This window comes from Macellibacteroides fermentans, assembly GCF_013409575.1.
GTDB classification, from domain to species: Bacteria; Bacteroidota; Bacteroidia; order Bacteroidales; family Tannerellaceae; genus Macellibacteroides; species Macellibacteroides fermentans.
In genome coordinates, this window is the sequence record NZ_JACCCY010000001.1 from 530,894 (window position 1) to 549,407 (window position 18,514).

An 18,514-nucleotide genomic window follows, 5' to 3' on the forward strand; every position below is an offset into this window, starting at 1 on the left:
AGTATTACAACTGATCCAGGGCATAGACATAGGCACCCAAGGCAACCGAACGGCTGGTGCCCTGTTTGCTAATCATCACTCCGAACCGTTTAAAAGGATCGTAATCAATCTGGCGATCCGTACCCGGAACCCTTATTTTTACCGCCTCTCCTTTAGCAAACACGGCAAACTGATCCTCTTCTTCCAAGTTAAACGCCTTCATCTGCAACCGGTTCACGGTTGTTCCATCCATCATTTGCAAGGAACTGTTAAGCTCAGCTATCAGGGAAGGCAAAATGTATCTGGAAGCACCGGCCAATCCTCCGCCAATGACCACCACCCCGTCAATCAGGGTAATAGCCTGAGCAATGGCATCCCCAGCCATCTCCCCCAGTTGTGCAAAAGAACGGATGGCCGCCTCTCTGTTACCCGGACGAACACCCTCTGCAATTTCAAACAGCTCTTTGGGAGTAAGGTGGGCCGACTCCTCATTCCACTCCCCGGCAAGTTCCTGATACACCCTTTTAACGGCACGGATACTTACACTTTCTTCTGCAATGCAATGGGGATACTTTTTATTCCGCAGGCACCACACATCACCCCCGGCGCCGTTGTCGCCCAAAAGCAATCTGCCGTCCAGCACCACACCCGCCCCGAATCCGGTGCCGAGGGTGATACCCAGCAGGTTTCTGTATCTGCGAATGCTCCCCGCCCCGGCCAAACGTTTATTCAATTGCGGCAGAGCTCCGGCAAGTGCCTCACCGTAGGCAAACAGATTTCCGTCGTTGTTGATAAAAACCGGAATACCAAACACCTCTTTCAGGTAGGGACCCAGTGCCACCCCTCCTCTGAAGGAGGGGAAATTAGGTAAGTCGCCGATGATGCCAGCCTCGTAATCGGCCGGACCCGGAAAAGCAAAACTAATGGCTGCCGGAGGTTCCGGAAGCGCCTTGCGAATGGTTTCGAAACCTTCGGTAATGTTACGGAGACAATCATTCAGGTTATGCGAAGCGGCAGGAAGGGTTACCGGTTCCACCACCTCCACTCCTCCCTGCATGGCAGAAAATACCAGGTTGGTACCCCCCGCATCCAGTGTCATTACAATACGTTTATCTGTAGTATACATACTGTCCATTTATAAAGTTATTCGCGAAAACGGACAAAAGCCTTGATCGTACCACAGCGTTTACCCTCTGATAACCCGATGGGGCGGATCGTATAACTCTCTGCCGATGCAGGCACTATAAAGGTCTCGGCATAGTGCACCACAAAAGGTTCGAATGCCTGTTGGGGACTTTCCACCAGAAGCTCGTCGCCCTCAATCACATTCAGCACATTCACACCACCACCTGTATGATGCAGCACCTTGCCGGTAAACCAATGGCGGCGGGTTTCTATAAATTCATTCTCATGCAAACCGGTACGCTCTTCGGTCCATCCCTCTCCGCTGGCAATCGGTTCCACCCGGTTTACAAGCTCCCTACGGGCAAAACCGGTAGTACGTTCCCACTTTATTACATTCTTTCCATGTTCGATGTTGATCGGACGGGGCAAGCCATCCAGTCCCAGTCTTCCCCAATCCCACAATTTAAAAGTAAACAAGCTTGGAGTGGCGCTAATCTCCAGCACCATTGCACCGGCACCCGAACAGTGAACCGTTCCGCCCGGAATAAGGAAATGATCGTGCTTGCGCGCCGGCCATTTATTTACAAAGCGATCCACATCCAAATCACCTCCTGCCTGTTGAGCCGCACGCAGCGCTTCAACCATCTCAGCAGGATCCACTCCCTCTTTCAATCCCAGGTAGACCGAAGCCTCTTCTGTGGCATCCAGCAGATAATAACTCTCGTCCTGCGTATAATACTGACCGAATGTATCCCGTATATACTGGGTGGTAGGATGCACCTGCAGACTCAGGTTACCGCCCTCCATCGTATCCAGAAAATCAAAACGAATGGGGAAATCGGCACCGAAACGCGCTTCCACCGGTCCGCCCAGCAACTCCTGCGTCTTATAGAACACCAGATTATTTGCCGGCATTTCAAAACGTACACCGTTTACAAGCAGTGAAAGACTGTTTTCTTCGGGCACACAATCAAAACACCAACCAAAGTTGGCCTGTTCCTTATCAAGGTCGCACACCTCCTTCATCCATTGTCCACCCCAGGGAGCAGGATCAAAGAACGGCACCACCCGGAAAGGACCCTGCACTGTTTTAGTCAGCCCCTCCCGCCAGGTAGATGCATCCACCATCTTAGGAAGATACGGAATCTGCGTATCCAGCCAATAATCCACCCGCGGAATCAATTGCTTCTTAAAATTATCACATACAATCCAATCCACAAAATAGCCACGTTTGTAATGAAGCGAAGGCGACTCCTCACTATTACGTACGCCCAGACCTTCAACCTCGTGCCTGCGCGAACGAAGCTGAATCTCCCATCGCGCCATATCCGCATATACCAACGTATCAGGCTGGTCCGCCACCCAGGCAGCACCGTGTCCATACACAAGCACCACCCCCTGTAACTGTTTCAGTCGGCGGCGAAAAGCCTCTACCTTGCTGTTATCCAGAAAATCGGCGTACGAAAAAGAAGAACGCCTTCCAAACAACCGGTCGTCGGTCAGAAACGGACGCGTCATCTCCTCTATCTCCTCTTCGGAGCGGAAAAGATCGCGCGTATCCACCCGTTCGTCCACCGGCAAAAGAGCCAGCTGTTCAAGCAGCTCTTTGTGATGCACCCCCTGATAGCATTCCACCACCAGCACATGCCTTCCGTTTTGAAGGGACAAATCCATCTTTATCTGGTTCAGGATGGCATCCCATCCCTCCCAAAGAGATCCGTTAACCGAAGTGGACGGATATTTATCATAATCACTTTTTCTCATTTTACACGTATATCATTTTTTTTTGCAAAGGTATTTCGTAAATCCAACCCGGGGAAGTACATTTGTTCCGATTTACTTATACAATCTTACGATACTATAATGATAAAGATCAAAGAAGGATTTAAAGGCGAACGTTCCATCTCCCTGCCCGAGGAGCTGCTTACTCAATACAGTAAGGATCCGCTTATAGGCAACCTGTACGTACGAAAGATAGGATTTTTTCCGAAGGTGAAGTACCATTTTGTACAAAAAGACAAAGGATGCAACTATAGTATGCTGATCTACTGTACAGACGGCAAAGGATGGTACAGGATAAAAGGAAAGGAGTACCGGATCGAACAAAACCAGTACATCATCATCCCGGCCAACGAACCCTATGCTTTCGGGGCCGACGAGAAAGATCCGTGGACTATCTACTGGCTCCATTTCAGGGGAAAGATGAGTGCCAGCTTCTATCCGCAGCATCCCAATCCGGTATCCATCCTGCCGGGAGAATACTCGAGGTTGCAGGACCGCACCCAACTATTCGAAGAGATTTACAGCTGTTTCTCCATGGGCTATATCAAAGAATACATGAGCTACTCTTCCATGTGCCTGTATCTTTTCATGGGATCTTTCCTGTGGCTGGAACAATTCCGGCACTACAAGATACCGAGCCACCGTGAATATCCGTTCTCGTCGCGGGTAATCCATTACATGCAGGAGAACATCGACCACAACCTTACCCTCGAGCAACTGGCGGCCTACTTCAAGTATTCGCCGTCTCACTTCTCCATGCTGTTTCAGAAGGAGACCGGCTCGTCGCCCATCAACTACTTTATCCGGCTTAAAATACAGAAGGCCTGCCAATACATCGAGCTTACCAATCTGAAGCTGAATGAGATCGCTTTACGGCTGGGCTTTGAAGAGCCGGCCTACTTCTCGAGGCTTTTCACCAAGGTTATGGGTATCTCTCCCTCGGCATACCGTGCAAAAGAATCGGAACATAGTGCAAGTCAAACAGAATAATAATACAACGATGAAACACATCTTCTTATCCGTTTTGCTGTCGACCATGCTTCCCTGTACTTTTTGCCAGGCTGCCGATGGCGGTCATATCCTCTGGAGTATTGGGAAAGCCGACCATTCCACGGCCGATCTGGCTTTGGGTCCCGACAAATATAAAAGTTACCTGGAAGCCGACTTCGGGTTCGAAGACCGCTATTTCCTGATCGAAAAAGATACCGCCTCCAGATCCTTTCCCTATGTAATACCGGGACCGGCCGACGAATGGGGTGGCACCTGGAGCACTGCAGGCTGGCGTACACACGAATCCAACATCCTTTTCGGATTGGACAATATACCGGCACAGGGAACCTGGAAGCTGATAATCGTTGTGGCCGACAATGCCGTAAAGAAACCGCCCCTGTTGAAGGTAAGCATCAACAACCAGTCACAAAAGTTCCAGCTACCCGCCGGAGCAAGCGACCTATCGATTGCAGGCAAGCTGCAGAGCACATCCGGCCGCACACTCGAGATCCCTATCCCGGGCGAAACCCTAAAAAAAGGGGGTAACAGCATCACATTATCTGTACTGGAAGGGTCGTGGATTTTGTTTGACCACATCCGTCTGGAGGCTCCTGCCGGAACCAGATTAACCCGTCCTGAACCGGTTTTTATACGTAATACGGAGGTTGCCGACTATGAGATACACCGCGACGGCAAGAATTTTCAACCTTTTCTGGCAGATTTGGAGCATCTGGAGGGAACTCCTCGCATTTCGTTCCGGCTGGACGGGAAAGAGATCTACAGTCAGCTGCTGGACACCGCCCGGTATCTGCTCGAAATCCCCATGCCCGCTGTGAAGAAAGCCTTAACAAGCAACTACCAGCTGATGTGCAATGGAAAGGTCTTACAGCAAGGAAAAGTAAACCGCTCGCCCCAACCATTGCAAACTCTGGCCGGATATGTAGATACCCGCATCGGTACGGCACATTCGCGCTGGATGATCGCTCCCGGTCCGTGGATGCCCTTCGGAATGGTAAAGCTCAGTCCGGACAACCAGAATGCCGGTTGGCAGGCAGGCTATCAGCCCACCTTCGAGAGTATCGGCTGTTTTAGTCACATTCACGAATGGACCATGGGGGGACTGGGTATGTTGCCCACCAACGGGAAACTGCAGACGGTTATGGGAGACGAGATGGATCCCGATTCGGGGTATCGCTCGCGCATAGACAAAACAACCGAAGAGGCTCCGCTGGGATACTACAAGGTGAAGCTGACCGATTACGATATCCTGGCCGAGCTTACCGCAACCACCCACTGCGGATTTCAACGATACACCTTTCCTTCCAAGCGTGACAGTTCGCGGGTATTGGTGGACCTACATATCCCCACCGAATACGATTATCAGTTGTGCGAGATAGATATACGCAAGGTAAGCGACACCCGCATCGAAGGATACAGCAACCAGCTATCCAAAAATGTATGGAGCCACGATGCCGATCAGGCCTACATTGTTCACTTTGTAATAGAGTTCGACCAACCCATCCAATCCATGGGAGGCTGGGCAGACGGACAGCACCGGATAACGGATCATCTTTCGGCTAAAGAGATACGTGATGGGGGCGTATGGCTTCAGTTCGACACACGCAGCAATCCTGTAGTGCAGGCACGTTCGGGTATATCGCTGGTAAGCATCGCCAATGCCTCACTGAACCTCGAAACGGAAATAAGCAAACCCTTTGGATGGAACTTCCAGGCGGTACGTAACAACCAGCAACAGGTATGGAATAATCTGCTGGGGCGCGTCGAGATAAGCACAGACAACCGGATGGAAAAGGTACGCTTTTACACCAATATGTACCGGGCATTGTGCAGTAGAAATACATGGAGCGACGTTAACGGCGAGTGGGTTTCGGCCGACGAGCAGGTAAGACGCTTCACCAATCCCGACGACCGGGCGCTGGGCTGCGATGCATTCTGGAATACTTTCTGGAACCTCAATCAGTTCTGGAATCTGGTAACACCCGAATGGAGCAACCGGTGGGTGAAATCGCAACTCGCCATGTACGATGCCAACGGATGGCTGGCTAAAGGACCTGCAGGGATGGAATACATACCTGTAATGGTGGCCGAACACGAGATCCCCCTCATTGTAGGAGCTTACCAAATGGGAATACGAGGCTACGATGCCGATAAAGCCTTCGAAGCAGTTAAGAAGATGCAGACAACCCCCAGTCAGCCTGTATGCGGAGGCTATGCCGGCAACCGCGACCTGCTTCCCTATCTTCAACACCAATTTGTGCCGGCCGACAAAGGAAGGTTTTCCAACACCCTCGAGTATGCTTACGACGACTGGACAGTAGCCCAGTTTGCTAAAGCTTTGGGTAAAGAAGACGATTACAAAACATTCTCCCAAAGAGGTTCGTGGTGGCGCAATGCCATCCATCCGGAAACCGGTTATGCCCAATTGCGCAACAGCGACGGGAACTGGGTGCCTGACTTCGATCCGTTCCGCTCCGGAGCCAACGAACAATATGTGGAAGGCAATGCCTGGCAGCTAACCTACTTTGTGCCGCAGGATGTACCCGCTCTGGTAAACGCTGTAGGAAAAGATCGTTTTGTAGAACGACTCGAATGGGGATTTCAGGCCAGCGAACCCTGGCGTTACAATGCCCCCAACGACCAGTACTGGGACTACCCCGTTGTGCAAGGCAACCAGCAATCCATGCACTTTGCCTTTCTTTTCAACTGGGCAGGCAAACCCTGGCTCACGCAGAAGTGGAGTCGTTCCATCATAGAGCGTTACTACGGAGTTGGGCAGGCCAATGCCTATCTGGGCGACGAAGATCAGGGGCAGATGAGTGCCTGGCTTGTAATGGCATCGCTGGGACTTTTCCAGACAGACGGCGGATGTAGTACCAACCCGGTATACGAAATTGCCAGTCCCCTTTACGAAAAGTGTGTGATTCATCTGGGAGAACAATTCGGAAGAGGGAAGCAATTCACCATTCAGGCACGGGGTGTTTCCCGCAAAAACATCTACGTACAGCGTGCCTCCTTAAACGGTCAGCCGTTGCAAACGTTCCACTTCCCTGCCGCCGAGCTGCTAAAGGGAGGTTCTTTAATCCTCGAAATGGGACCTCAACCCAATAAAATGTGGGGAATTGAATAAATTTCCGCTAAAATTAACAGCCATCTATGTTGTTTAACATGTTTTATAGATAAAAGACTTGACAAACACCTTGGATGGCTGTATCTTTGCATCGTGGTTTTTTCATAATAGTATTAGATTTAAGGTTAACAAAGTTTGGTTAGGGGATGTCGGGATGACATCCTTTAATTGTTTATAGACGGTTCACTTTGTAAAAAAAATCAAATCGGTTCAATCCATTATTGCAGATACCCCTTATCGCCATTTGTATGTTTTTGTTGTCTTATTAGGTGATAAAGCTATATCCTTACTACCCAAAAGTAAATATATTGTTGGGTAAGCGGACCTTAGCACGGAATTTTAGCCTTCAAGTACGCGATAAATGCTTCTTTATACGTTTCTGTCACATGGATTACTTCATTACTAAGGTATATGCAGTTATTGCGATCTACCGACTTTATCTTGTCAAGAGCTACAATGTATGAGCGATGGACACGCATAAAGTGGTTAGAAGGCAACATTTCTTCCATTGCTTTCATGGTGAGATGAGTAATCAGGGCTCTTTTTTCGTTTTCCAAATAGATGTATACGTAATCCTTCAATCCTTTAACATACACTATTTGAGAGAAGTCAATCTGCCTTAGATGGTTGTTGGTACGGACATAGATGCTGTTTTGTTCGGAGATTTGCCCGGGTACAAGAGTAACAGACGATGTAGCAGAGATCCCTTGCTCTTTTCCGTAAACAAGTTCGAACCATTGTTTTGCTTTTTCCGTTGCATTCAGAAATTTATTGTATCTGATGGGTTTCAACAAAAAGTCCAGCGCATTCACCTCGTAACTTTCAAAAGCGTATTGCTTGAAAGCTGTAGTAAAGATTGTTTTCGTTGCATGGGGCGCCATAGCAGACAGGTTGAGCCCGTCTAGGTCCGGCATCTGAACGTCTAAGAAAAGGATATTCACAGGTGTTTCCAGCAAAGAAGAGAGAGCCTGTACTGGATCGCTGAAAGAAGCTGTCAGCCTGAGATATGGGGTGCGAATAATGTAATTTTCCAGCAATTTGATGGCAAGCGGCTCATCGTCTACAACCATGCATGTAAGATGTATCATAAGCAATTTTGAAGGGTTATTTGTACAAAATAAATATCGCCCCGTAGTTCCTGTACATACTGATAGCAATCGGGATAGGTTAATTCAAGACGACGCTTCAGATTCTCCAGACCTATGCCCGAACCTATACGGTCCATTTGCGTTTTAGGATAATAGCTGTTCTCGCAGGTAAAAACAAGTTGTTCACCCTGAGCGCCGAAGCGGATGCGGATAATCGATTCTTTTCTGCTGTTTACTCCGTGCTTGAACGCATTTTCTATCAAAGAGATAAAGAGGAGCGGGGCAATCTGTCCCGACTTGGGCGGCTGTTGCAACTCTACATCCACTGTTGTCTTTTCGTTACATCGTAATTTCATCAGATTGATATAATTATTCATGAATTCGACCTCTCCTTCAGTAGGAACCTGTGTCTGATTCGAATCATAAAGGGTGTACCGTAGCAAGTCACTCAATTGCCCTATGCTATCCTGTGCTGTGTCTGCGTCAATTTGAACAAGACTGGAAATGTTATTCAGCGTATTGAACAAAAAGTGCGGATTCAGCTGATTCTTTAAAAAGGCAAGTTCTGCCTCAGCGCTCTTTTGCTTCTCCTCTTTTAGTCTTACATTGAGGTCGTTCCAACGAACAATATAACGCAGACCTGTTGCACACCCCACAAACACGATGTTGATAATAAAGGAGGCTGCGGCCAGCGACCAGAAAGCTACCTTCCAGTTTTCCTGTAACTGAAAGGTGGGGGTGAACAGCCACAGGTGAATACCCGAAATAGCCAGAAAATTAACCAGATAAAACAGGATTGCCCGTTTCCGGAACAGCAAATAGGGCACAAATCCATAGAAATTGATAAAATAGAGAACGGCCGAAGGTAAAACAAACTTGCCTGTTACCGTGATTGCATTCAACGCCTTTCCAATGTCCTGATTAGATACAAATTCAATACATGCAGGAGTTATTAACAACGACAACCAGATAAGAATCTGTATAATGATAAGATGTATATATTTTTCCGAGTATGTCATTGTTACGAAGTTTTGTCAAAAATACTCATTTACTTTGAATCCATATCAATAAATCAACATATTTCCAATACTCTCAGTCTGAGAATCATCATTCTTAACGTCGTTGTTGCTGATTGTACGTTTTGTCTTCTTATTGGATTGTTGCTTACCCAACGTGTAGCTGATGCTTACACCGAGGTTACGCAATGGTAGGGTAACAATCGAGCGGTTGATATATTCTTTTCCTTTGGCGTACAACTTTAGTTCGAGACCATTGCTCGACAGGCTGGTCATACCCGACAGACTAACGCTCAGTTTGTTTTTCAAGAAAGTGCGCGACAAACTTCCCATCATGGCATTAAAGCCAGTAGACCATCCTTGCAGGTTGTATTGCTTCGTCGAGCTGATCAGGTTCATGCTCAAACGAATATCCCAGGGAAGGGTTTGCTGAAAGCCCAACATTAGGTTGCCTTGCCAGCCACTGTTCGAAATACCCAATTCCATGCTGTTCAAATCTACATACGATGCACTTCCATTCAGTGTGAAACGGGTTTGTCTGCCTGCATTCCAGTTAACAAAAGTGTTTAGTCCGGTCTGACGGTTTTCCACAATATTATCGTAAGTCGTATTCAGAAGATTGTCTTTGAAAAAACTGTACTTTTCAATGGCATTGTTACATAAGCTCTGTCGTAAGGTTAGATTCACCATCCAAACCGGTGTTGTCAAGTTGTAGACTAAACTCAGATTGTGAGCCTTTTCACTTTTCAGGTTTGTGTTACCATCCGATATACTAGTAGGATCGGATTTGTCCACGTAAGGATTCAAGAAGCCAATACCCGGTCTGCTGATTCGCATGTTATAGGTCAACCCATAATTCTGACTCTCGTTCATTTTGTACGAAAGATTGGCAGACGGAACCAAATTACCGTATTTTACCTTAAAGTCGGTACCCTGACCTGTTTTATATTCCACATCCTGCCAGGTATACTCATAACGCAATCCACCGTTAAACTTCCAGCGGTTCACCTTCACACTGTATTCGGCATACCCGGCCACTATGTCGTTATAATGCTTGTAGTTGAGGCTATTGTCGGCTACATACTCAAAGGCGTCCTCTTTATTTACATAATATTTGGAATCGGAAGAATTGTTACGCATAATATATTTAATCCCCATATCTAAAATCTGACCAATACCTAAAGGCGTAGAATAATCCAGCTGAAACGTATTTTCTAATGTGTTTTTGTGTGCATCTGTATAACGGTCGGTTAAATTCAGGAAACTGTTTTCATCAGTCGCATCAAACAAACTGTACGTATTTGTTTTGTCGGGCGTGGATGAGACTAAATAAGATAAAGTCAGCATCCTGTCTTTGTTCCCTGCAAAAGAATGCTGAAAATCGATGTTCCCGTTAATGGAATAACGATCTCCCCTTGAGTCAGAGCTACCCATATAGCCAAAGCCTGTCCCATAATTTCCTCCACTCATGTTGGTTTGTGTGAAAGAGTTCACATAAGTACCGAATCCCATTAGACCAAATGACGCGGAAAGTAAATTCATAGAATCTATCTCATAGCCAAGGGTCAGATTGCCCATCTTTATTTTAAAATTGGTGTTGCCCAACTGAGAGTTATCCATAAACGAATTACCCGAAGAGTCGAACTGCTCCCTGCTTATTTCGGTCTTTGTGTTCTTGATCTTGCTGTCGGCTACATTCCCATTAACAGTCATTGTAAGTTTACCCTGCTGAATGCTTGCATAAATACCCCCGGCTATGCCCTTGGTATTTGCCATACCTCGTAGAGTTGCGTTATAGCCATTCATCGGATTGGTTGTTCCGGATACTTTATTTGTAATCAGGTTAAGTACACCTCCAACTCCTTCTGCATCGTACTTAGCTCCCGGATTGGTGATAACCTCAATATTCTTTACGCTGGTCGCAGGCATGTTTTTAAGTACAACCGAAGGATTGCTGCTAAGCATCACGCTTGGTTTTCCATCAACGAAGACTTTAAAATTACTGCTGCCGTTTACTGTTATGTTGTCGTTACCATCAACCGCAACCATGGGTACCTTGCGGAGCATGTCAAGTAATGAATTCGATTTTGCATCGGCATCATCGGCAATACTATAACTCATTTTGTCTACTTCCATCTTGATTAATGGTTTCTGGGCCACGATCTCGACGTTTTTCAACTGTTTTACATCCTCTGCGATAAAAAGTGTATCAAGATTGACCACCGAGTCGCCTTTTAAGGTGAAGGGCACGTTTACATTACTTTTCCCGACAGAACTGAACAAAATAGTGAATTCTCCTTTACCGGTCAGTGATTGTTCAAATCTGCCGTCCATATCAGTTACCGTCATCGCCACCGGATTGTCCGGTTTGTGTTTATTGGTAATCCGGACAGTTGCGTAAGGTTCTCCCTCATGGGTGAGTGAATCCAATAATACACCTCGAAGTAATGTTATCTGCGCATTCGCAGTAACAGGAAAAAAAAATACAGCAAGCAAGGCTATAAATACAAAAACAACTTTATTTTTCATCTTCTGCTATTTTAATAATAGAACAAACTTACTGTTTGCACATCTATATTCAAGTGTTTTTTAGACGAACACCTGCACAGAGTGCGATGAACAACACGCAATTTCTCGATAAATTGTGGTACTTATCAAATCAATTTTTGAAGAAATATTACGTCTTTTAGCTAACATACCGGAGCTTAATCAAGATTTAACAGCTCATTTTTTTAAATAGTGTTGACAATTCTTAATCTATAGAATATTGTAATGAAAATTAAAATTTTGGTTCTGTACTGGGATATGGACAATACACAAAGTATGAAAATCTTCATTATAGGAACATCTGGCGATAACGGGCAATTAAGTCGTAAGCGCTCCCGCATTCACCCCTCGCCCCCTGACCAATACTAAACAGGAGTCGGCCCCCCGGGAAACAACTCCAGCATAATCCCCATGCCTCTTCTGCATATTTCAACAACCGGCAACTAATCCTTTCCCTATTGGGAACTATTCCAATGCATACGACAAACTAATCCCGGCTCAACGAACAATTATTCGTTTGACATATGTTGAATGCAAGTTATCCAATTGTTGACTTTGCGTTCAACATATGTCAAACGCAAGATCAACAATTGTCAAACGAATAAATCATAGTTATGAAAAAATTAGATCTTCGTTTAGAAAGTAATAAGACACTACAGGATAAATACTTAGTCTTCACCGCGCATTTCCAATTCTATTCTCACCCATTCCCTCCATTTTTAGTTCTTAAATTTTCCTCTAAAAAGAATACTGCATTCATCGTTAGCATCGTTTTCTGCGATAATAGATTTCAGCTTCTGTAATTCTTGTTTTTGTGTTGAAGTGAGGGATTCTTCTTTAATTTTTTGAATCATTGCTGTCCCATTAAAATCTAAAATAGTTCTTTGAAATATCTGAAATTTAGTTAGTTATAGAGGTTTTTCGAGCGAGACGATTTCAATTGATAACTTTGCAGCCCATAATAAAGGCTGCAATGAATAAAGAGAAATATGTGTTTGCCCAGTTGATCTCATTTCTGAATGAAGATAAGTTCCGACGTATTGTCAACAAGTTCCAAGGGAATCGTTACATCAAGCATTTCACTTGTTGGAATCAACTTCTATCTTTGATGTTCGGACAACTCTCCAATCGTGAAAGTTTGAGAGATTTGATTATCGCTCTTGATGCCCATCACTCTAAATGTTATCACTTGGGAATAGGAAGGAATGTATCAAGATCATCTCTGGCAAGAGCCAATCAAGATAGAGACTATCACATCTTTGAAGAGTATGCCTACTACCTGATAAACGAAGCAAGACAAAAGCGAGCCACGGAAATCTTTAAACTCGGAGGGAACATCTATGCCTTCGATTCGACAACCATTGATTTGTGTCTGGCCGTATTCTGGTGGGCAAAATTCCGCAAGAAAAAAGGTGGTATTAAAGTACATACATTATACGATGTGGAAACACAGATACCTGCATTCATTCATATCACTGAAGCGGCAGTACACGATTCAAAGGCAATGAAAGAAATCCCTTATGAATCTGGCTCTTACTACATCTTTGACCGGGCTTATAACAATTTTAAGATGTTGTATAAAGTTCATCAGATTGACGCATTCTTCGTTGTCAGGGCAAAGAAAAACCTGCAATACAAATCCATCAAATGGAAACGCAGACTTCCCAAGAATGTACTTTCAGATGTGACAATCGAATTGATTGGTTTTTATCCCAAGCAATACTATCCCGAGCAGTTCCGGCTTGTAAGATACTGGGATGAAGAACAAAAACGAGAGTTTGTATTTCTAACCAATGCGATGCACATTTCTGCTCTTCAGGTGGCTGAACTTTACAAGAACCGCTGGCAAGTAGAGTTGTTTTTCAAATGGCTGAAGCAGCACCTCAAAATCAAGAAGTTTTGGGGTACTACCGAAAATGCTGTCCGGGTTCAAATCTATTCAGCCATATGTACATACTGCCTGGTGGCAATCGTTCAACACGATATGCAACTGGATAGAAGTACATACGAAGTTCTTCAAATATTAAGCATTTCATTGACTGATAAAACTCTTCTTCGAGACCTCTTTGATAAAACTAAATTTCAAAATGACAAAGAACGATTTGGACCAAATGGACCAAGTTTATTTAATTATTAATAACGTCCCATTTTTAATGGGACACTAGTGTTTTTGAATATATTCACTTACTTTACTACTAAAATCTATTATACTAAAGGAAGGACCATTCATCGCATATAAAATACTATATTGACCATATATAAGCCCGAATGATGTTTCAAATCCGTCAAAATAACAACCTCTTAATGTTTTCTTATCGACTATTATTTTTTGTGTAAATAGCTCATCATCATCAGCCCCAATTCTCTGACATTTTTGAACAATATATTGATGCGGTAGTTCATGTATAATATTCCAATCAAAATCATCCCCATTTACCATAAACTTCGGCTCTAAACGATTTTTAGGAATATCATAATGATACAAAAACTCGTTTCCATTAGGAATTCCCAATCTGAACAATTCGACTGCATCTGTACGAAGACGGGTGATGGTTGATTCACTGAACGAGGTTACATCTTTATAGTAGTCAGACATTTTAGCCCCTTGAATCAGATTTCCTTCAAAATCCTGAATCCATACACAATAATTAGTATCCGGACTAATCGGTTTGGTAACCAACACCTGTTTTTTGTCTCCGTAAACCTTTATAGTTGAACCATAAAGCAGACTTTCAGCTAATTTTATGCGGGGATATATATTCCCTTTAAAATCATAAACCAATATGTAATCGGTACTAAAAGGTAATATATAGATCCGGTCGTTTTTTTCATCCATGTCTATAGCATCTATTACGGTATATTCACCCGGACCTTGTCCTATGGCTCCGATATGGCGCAAAAAAGTTCCGTCTTTACGGAATAATTTCATTGGAAAATAGCTATAGGCAGTTACTCCTATATAATTTTCTGTAAAATAGGTATGAACAAACCGTTTGCTAATTAGTGCTTCTTCATTTTTATTATCCATTTTGATAACCTCAATACTATCAACCAATAAATTCAAAGGGATATTCTTTTTTTGCTTGACTAATTTAGAATCACATACAATTACGGTGTCACCATTGATAACTTCTCGCTTTGCGATAACATCACATTGATCCCAGAATGATTTGACTTCTTGTTTCGTCGTTTCTCCACAAGAAAATAGGGCCGAAATACAGGATAAAAAGAAAAGTAGTTTTTTCATGGCTAAAACAATATTATTCTTTAAAATAGATAACAAATAAACTTCACCGTGCATATCCAATTCGGTTCTCACCCATTCCCTCCATTATGTAGGAATAAGAGGTAACCGCATCAGCCGAATAAAACTCAACTGTAGCTTTACCTTCGCTGTCGGTTGTAACAACCGGGTTCCAATAAATAGTTGTCCTTAAATCGGGTGTAGAACTCCCTTTGATTTTCGGATCATCATAAGCGGGTACATAAAACTCTTTACGCACACAATACCCCTCCGGTTTGTAACTAACCAATCCCGGAGGCGCTATCTCGGAAGACAGGATAATATCCATGGGATTTCTGGTTTTAATTATAACCACTCCATTTGCTCCCCTGGCTCCCCAAAGAGAAAGTCCTGTACGCGAAACCAATTCAATCGATTCGATATATAAAGCCGGAGCTTCCATCATATCTTTTATACTTTCCTTATCAGTTTCTACGCCATCAACGATCCAAATGGCACCGCTTCCCGGAAGTCTACTTAACTCATGCTTCAGGGGCATTTTATTATTTAATTCGTTTCTGCCTACTTTATAACTAAACATTCCCTGCCGGATCTTATCCTCTTTCTCAGCCTCCATCTTCTTTCCTTTAATCTCAACATCCGGCAGATTGATGGTCCACATACTTTTCTCAAACTTTCGATGTTGTCCGGCCTGTTTAATGTACGAATGAGGCAAGGCTGCCGAATGAGAGACCGGCGACAAAGGAATAACATTCAGCTGCGCATGATTGTCGGTTGAATCAATCTTCACATCCAGAAACGTACGGTTGTTACGCTTGTTTCTTCCCTGTAAAACAAAGAATGCTGTATCCGGACAATCAAAACCTATAAAACCAAAACGACCACCGGCATCGGTTTTCGCGGCATCGGGAATCATACTTTTGTTGTTGCTGAATAGAATTACCGATCCCTCTTTGATTGGTTTACCAAGCATATTTATAAGTTTTCCGGTGAGTTGAAACTCCTTTTCCACCGGATAAACCGGTTTTTGTTGTGTAGTGGCAATCCCCTGCCAAGAGAAGCGCCGCCAGCCCTGGGTACTGAGTAACAAATCCAGAGCCTCCATCCGTTCCGCCTCATCACCCGCAAAATACCACCCTGCATTTTCTATATAGCCTTTTAAATCGGCCTCCAGCAGAAGAGAGCCTTTTATGTTATGCACATCAATCGAAGGAGAAACAACTTTATCATCTGTCACCGACAACGAAAAGCTCCCTTCCACCGGCTTACCCGTTTCATCCGTAACCTTCATTGCCAGACGGATCTTTTCCCTGTCACCATATTCGTTTTTATCCGGAACCATCTCTATTTTCAAACCATCCTTCCGGTCTATAAAAATAAGCCGCTCACTTACTGGAGTACCTTCTTTGAAAAGGGTAAACACGGCAATTCCCGTAGGAAATTTATTCTTCGGTATAACAACCTGTTCCATTTCTTTCCTTCGTATACCGTCCAACGCATAACATACCGAATGCCGGGACTGGCCGATAATACTGATCTGTTCAGGCTGAATCTGGGTTGATCTGATTACTAAGCAGATTGAATCGGTCGATTGGGTAGCCGAAACTGTCAACCCCTCTTCCGCTAAAGGCAGGTGAAACAATTTCGTTTTGCCTCCCGATTCAACCGAAGCCGTGTAAGTGCGATCCTGTTCGGGCAGAAAAACGAAACTCCCCATCCCCAAATGCTCGCTTTGAAACTGGAGCAACTCCTTCCCTGTATCATCCCGCAAAATGCCCCGGGCATCCTTTCCGAATCCGTCGCTGCCCAATACTTTAAATGCGATTTTATTTTCCATACCCTTAAGAAGAACGCCTCCTTCGGGAAAGAAATCAACCACGAAATCTGAATCTACTGAGAGATTTTGTGCCTTTAATGACGAGCTTCCAACAGTAATATCCCGGTGATAAAAATACGCTTCCCCCGCATTACGCATCCAGTTGGTATATGCCCTTAAATGATAATTTGCTGGTGGAAGGGAATCCGGAAGTTCAATTTGTCCGGCAAACTCATTATTATCCGAGTGTAATACAATGCGGCGGACCGTATGCTTCTTTTGATCCGTAAGTTCCACATATATAATACGACTACCATCCATATCCTTTTTCAGATGCATATTCGTTAAGTAAGCCCTGAGGTATATAATCTCTCCTTCCGCATAGTAAGGCTTATCAAGGTGAAGATAGATTTTTTCCACAGGATAAGAGCCGGCATACTCATTAAACGAATGAATCAGGCCATTCACTTCCTGCGTATAACAAAGCTTAAAGCAAGACACTAAAAATAGGCAAATCAGTAGTTTTTTCATGGCTAAAACAATATTATTCTTTAAAATAGATAGCAAATAAACCTCACCGCGCATATCCAATTCGGTTCTCACCCATTCCCTCCATTATGTAGGAGTAAGAGGTAACCGCATCAGCAGAATAAAACTCAACCGTAGCTTTACCTTCGCTGTCGGTTTTAACAACCGGGTTCCAATAAATTGTTGTCCTTAAATCGGGAGTAGAACTTCCTTTGATTTTCGGATCATCATAAGCGGGTACATAAAACTCTTTACGCACACAATACCCCTCCGGTTTGTAACTAACCAATCCCGGTGGCAACACATCGGAAGACTGTACAATATCCATAGGATTTCTGGTTTTAATTATTAATGCGAATCAGTAGTTGAAATCACTTGCTGATTCGCATTAATAATAAATTGTATTTGTCAAAACTAATCAATAGGCTCCAATCTATAACGAAATAGTTGTTCACTTTTTGTTCACAAATGACTTTTCACACTAAATAGTTGATATAAAGTCATCTAAATCTGCTGCGGGGCAATCGCATCCGTTTATTTTTTCAAGTAACCTTCTTCTGCACATGGAGACAGCCGATTTGGTTCTACCTATAATTTTTGAGATGGAAGTTACTGAAAAGCCTGCTTTAAGAAGGTAACAGACGTGGAGTTCTGTTTCGGAAATTTGTTCACAACAACTTTTTAAGCGTACTGCAAAGTTGTCGTATATATTATTCAGTTCCTTTTCCAATGCGATCCAGTCTTCCCGGGTCATCTTTTTTCCCTCTTCGTCGTTACTTATATCTTTAATTTTCAAATAGATTTCAGTTTGAAAAAAGCTCATCTTACGCAAATCATCTTCATTAGAAAGATTTATAATACGAACATTCTCCTTTTCCAATAATTCTGCACGCGCTTGAATAAGTTCTTTTGATTTGGAATCAAGTTCTTGCTTGATAGAAGACATCTGTTGTAGTCTTTTATTTCCTTGAATTAACAATATAAATATACAGGCGATGAAAAGAACTAAAAGAAGAATAAACAGATGATTCAAGTCTTTATGTGATATATCTCCATGACTGCATGCAGGAAAAAAAAGCAGGATTAGTAGAATAATTATCCATTGTATAGAACAAAATAGCTGATATATTTTAGATAATCTGTTATTTTTCATCACATTGAGATTAAAGGTGGGAGCAAGTTAACTAATACTATTTGCTCCAAATATATCAATTAATTTATTAATAACACAAGATATTTAATAAATTAATC

General features: G+C 43.7%; 13 protein-coding genes. 3 read left to right on the top strand and 10 right to left on the bottom strand.

Going from position 1 to position 18,514, the window contains the following annotated elements; genetic code table 11:
• Positions 1–4: 4 nt before the first annotated feature.
• Entirely contained in the window at positions 5–1,105 is a 1,101-nt protein-coding gene (locus F5613_RS02200; RefSeq protein ID WP_179398508.1) for an ROK family protein, read from the bottom strand.
• Between the two features lie 17 nt (positions 1,106–1,122).
• Positions 1,123–2,868: a class I mannose-6-phosphate isomerase gene (locus F5613_RS02205; RefSeq protein ID WP_179398509.1), complete on the bottom strand. Its 1,746-nt coding sequence runs from the start codon at positions 2,866–2,868 to the stop codon at positions 1,123–1,125.
• Between the two features lie 99 nt (positions 2,869–2,967).
• On the opposite strand from F5613_RS02205, the gene F5613_RS02210 reads away from it, so the two are divergent.
• A complete protein-coding gene (locus tag F5613_RS02210; RefSeq protein WP_179398510.1) occupies positions 2,968–3,876 on the top strand; it encodes an AraC family transcriptional regulator in 909 nt (302 codons plus the stop codon).
• A gap of 10 nt (positions 3,877–3,886) precedes the next feature.
• Positions 3,887–7,024: a GH92 family glycosyl hydrolase gene (locus F5613_RS02215; protein ID WP_394353426.1), complete on the top strand. Its 3,138-nt coding sequence runs from the start codon at positions 3,887–3,889 to the stop codon at positions 7,022–7,024.
• Positions 7,025–7,350: 326 nt separating this feature from the next.
• On the opposite strand, the gene F5613_RS02220 is transcribed toward F5613_RS02215, so the two are convergent.
• From F5613_RS02220 to F5613_RS16595, 4 genes are all read right to left on the bottom strand, one after another.
• Positions 7,351–8,112: a LytR/AlgR family response regulator transcription factor gene (locus tag F5613_RS02220; RefSeq protein ID WP_179398511.1), complete on the bottom strand. Its 762-nt coding sequence runs from the start codon at positions 8,110–8,112 to the stop codon at positions 7,351–7,353.
• A complete protein-coding gene (locus tag F5613_RS02225; RefSeq protein WP_179398512.1) occupies positions 8,109–9,131 on the bottom strand; it encodes a sensor histidine kinase in 1,023 nt (340 codons plus the stop codon). Before F5613_RS02225 ends, F5613_RS02220 begins: the two co-directional genes overlap by 4 nt.
• Positions 9,132–9,176: 45 nt before the next feature.
• Positions 9,177–11,657, bottom strand: a complete 2,481-nt coding sequence (locus F5613_RS02230) for a TonB-dependent receptor domain-containing protein (protein ID WP_179398513.1) — start codon at positions 11,655–11,657, stop codon at positions 9,177–9,179.
• A gap of 737 nt (positions 11,658–12,394) precedes the next feature.
• On the bottom strand, positions 12,395–12,529 hold the full coding sequence (locus tag F5613_RS16595) for a hypothetical protein (protein ID WP_262890343.1): 135 nt from the start codon (positions 12,527–12,529) through the stop codon (positions 12,395–12,397).
• Positions 12,530–12,648: 119 nt separating this feature from the next.
• On the opposite strand from F5613_RS16595, the gene F5613_RS02235 reads away from it, so the two are divergent.
• Complete coding sequence (locus F5613_RS02235) at positions 12,649–13,812, top strand: IS4 family transposase (RefSeq protein ID WP_179398514.1); 1,164 nt, start codon at positions 12,649–12,651, stop codon at positions 13,810–13,812.
• Between the two features lie 24 nt (positions 13,813–13,836).
• Here F5613_RS02235 and F5613_RS02240 read toward each other — a convergent pair whose 3' ends face one another.
• The 4 genes from F5613_RS02240 to F5613_RS02255 form a co-directional block, all read right to left on the bottom strand.
• Positions 13,837–14,922 (bottom strand): 6-bladed beta-propeller, encoded by a 1,086-nt coding sequence (locus F5613_RS02240; RefSeq protein WP_179398515.1) that lies wholly within the window; start codon positions 14,920–14,922, stop codon positions 13,837–13,839.
• Positions 14,923–14,965: 43 nt separating this feature from the next.
• Complete coding sequence (locus tag F5613_RS02245) at positions 14,966–17,266, bottom strand: hypothetical protein (protein ID WP_179398516.1); 2,301 nt, start codon at positions 17,264–17,266, stop codon at positions 14,966–14,968.
• A gap of 43 nt (positions 17,267–17,309) precedes the next feature.
• A complete protein-coding gene (locus F5613_RS02250; RefSeq protein WP_179398517.1) occupies positions 17,310–17,591 on the bottom strand; it encodes a hypothetical protein in 282 nt (93 codons plus the stop codon).
• A gap of 153 nt (positions 17,592–17,744) precedes the next feature.
• Positions 17,745–18,416 carry a hypothetical protein gene (locus F5613_RS02255; RefSeq protein WP_179398518.1) on the bottom strand — a complete coding sequence of 224 codons (672 nt, stop codon included), beginning with the start codon at positions 18,414–18,416 and terminating at the stop codon, positions 17,745–17,747.
• Positions 18,417–18,514: the final 98 nt, after the last annotated feature.

Bases quoted from the DNA above. Each gene is read 5' to 3' on its own strand.
- F5613_RS02200 (WP_179398508.1), bottom strand. From the start codon at position 1,105: ATGTATACTACAGATAAACGTATTGTAATGACACTGGATGCGGGGGGT.
- F5613_RS02205 (WP_179398509.1), bottom strand. From the start codon at position 2,868: ATGAGAAAAAGTGATTATGATAAATATCCGTCCACTTCGGTTAACGGA.
- F5613_RS02210 (WP_179398510.1), top strand. From the start codon at position 2,968: ATGATAAAGATCAAAGAAGGATTTAAAGGCGAACGTTCCATCTCCCTG.
- F5613_RS02215 (WP_394353426.1), top strand. From the start codon at position 3,887: ATGAAACACATCTTCTTATCCGTTTTGCTGTCGACCATGCTTCCCTGT.
- F5613_RS02220 (WP_179398511.1), bottom strand. From the start codon at position 8,112: ATGATACATCTTACATGCATGGTTGTAGACGATGAGCCGCTTGCCATC.
- F5613_RS02225 (WP_179398512.1), bottom strand. From the start codon at position 9,131: ATGACATACTCGGAAAAATATATACATCTTATCATTATACAGATTCTT.
- F5613_RS02230 (WP_179398513.1), bottom strand. From the start codon at position 11,657: ATGAAAAATAAAGTTGTTTTTGTATTTATAGCCTTGCTTGCTGTATTT.
- F5613_RS16595 (WP_262890343.1), bottom strand. From the start codon at position 12,529: ATGATTCAAAAAATTAAAGAAGAATCCCTCACTTCAACACAAAAACAA.
- F5613_RS02235 (WP_179398514.1), top strand. From the start codon at position 12,649: ATGAATAAAGAGAAATATGTGTTTGCCCAGTTGATCTCATTTCTGAAT.
- F5613_RS02240 (WP_179398515.1), bottom strand. From the start codon at position 14,922: ATGAAAAAACTACTTTTCTTTTTATCCTGTATTTCGGCCCTATTTTCT.
- F5613_RS02245 (WP_179398516.1), bottom strand. From the start codon at position 17,266: ATGAAAAAACTACTGATTTGCCTATTTTTAGTGTCTTGCTTTAAGCTT.
- F5613_RS02250 (WP_179398517.1), bottom strand. From the start codon at position 17,591: ATGGATATTGTACAGTCTTCCGATGTGTTGCCACCGGGATTGGTTAGT.
- F5613_RS02255 (WP_179398518.1), bottom strand. From the start codon at position 18,416: ATGAAAAATAACAGATTATCTAAAATATATCAGCTATTTTGTTCTATA.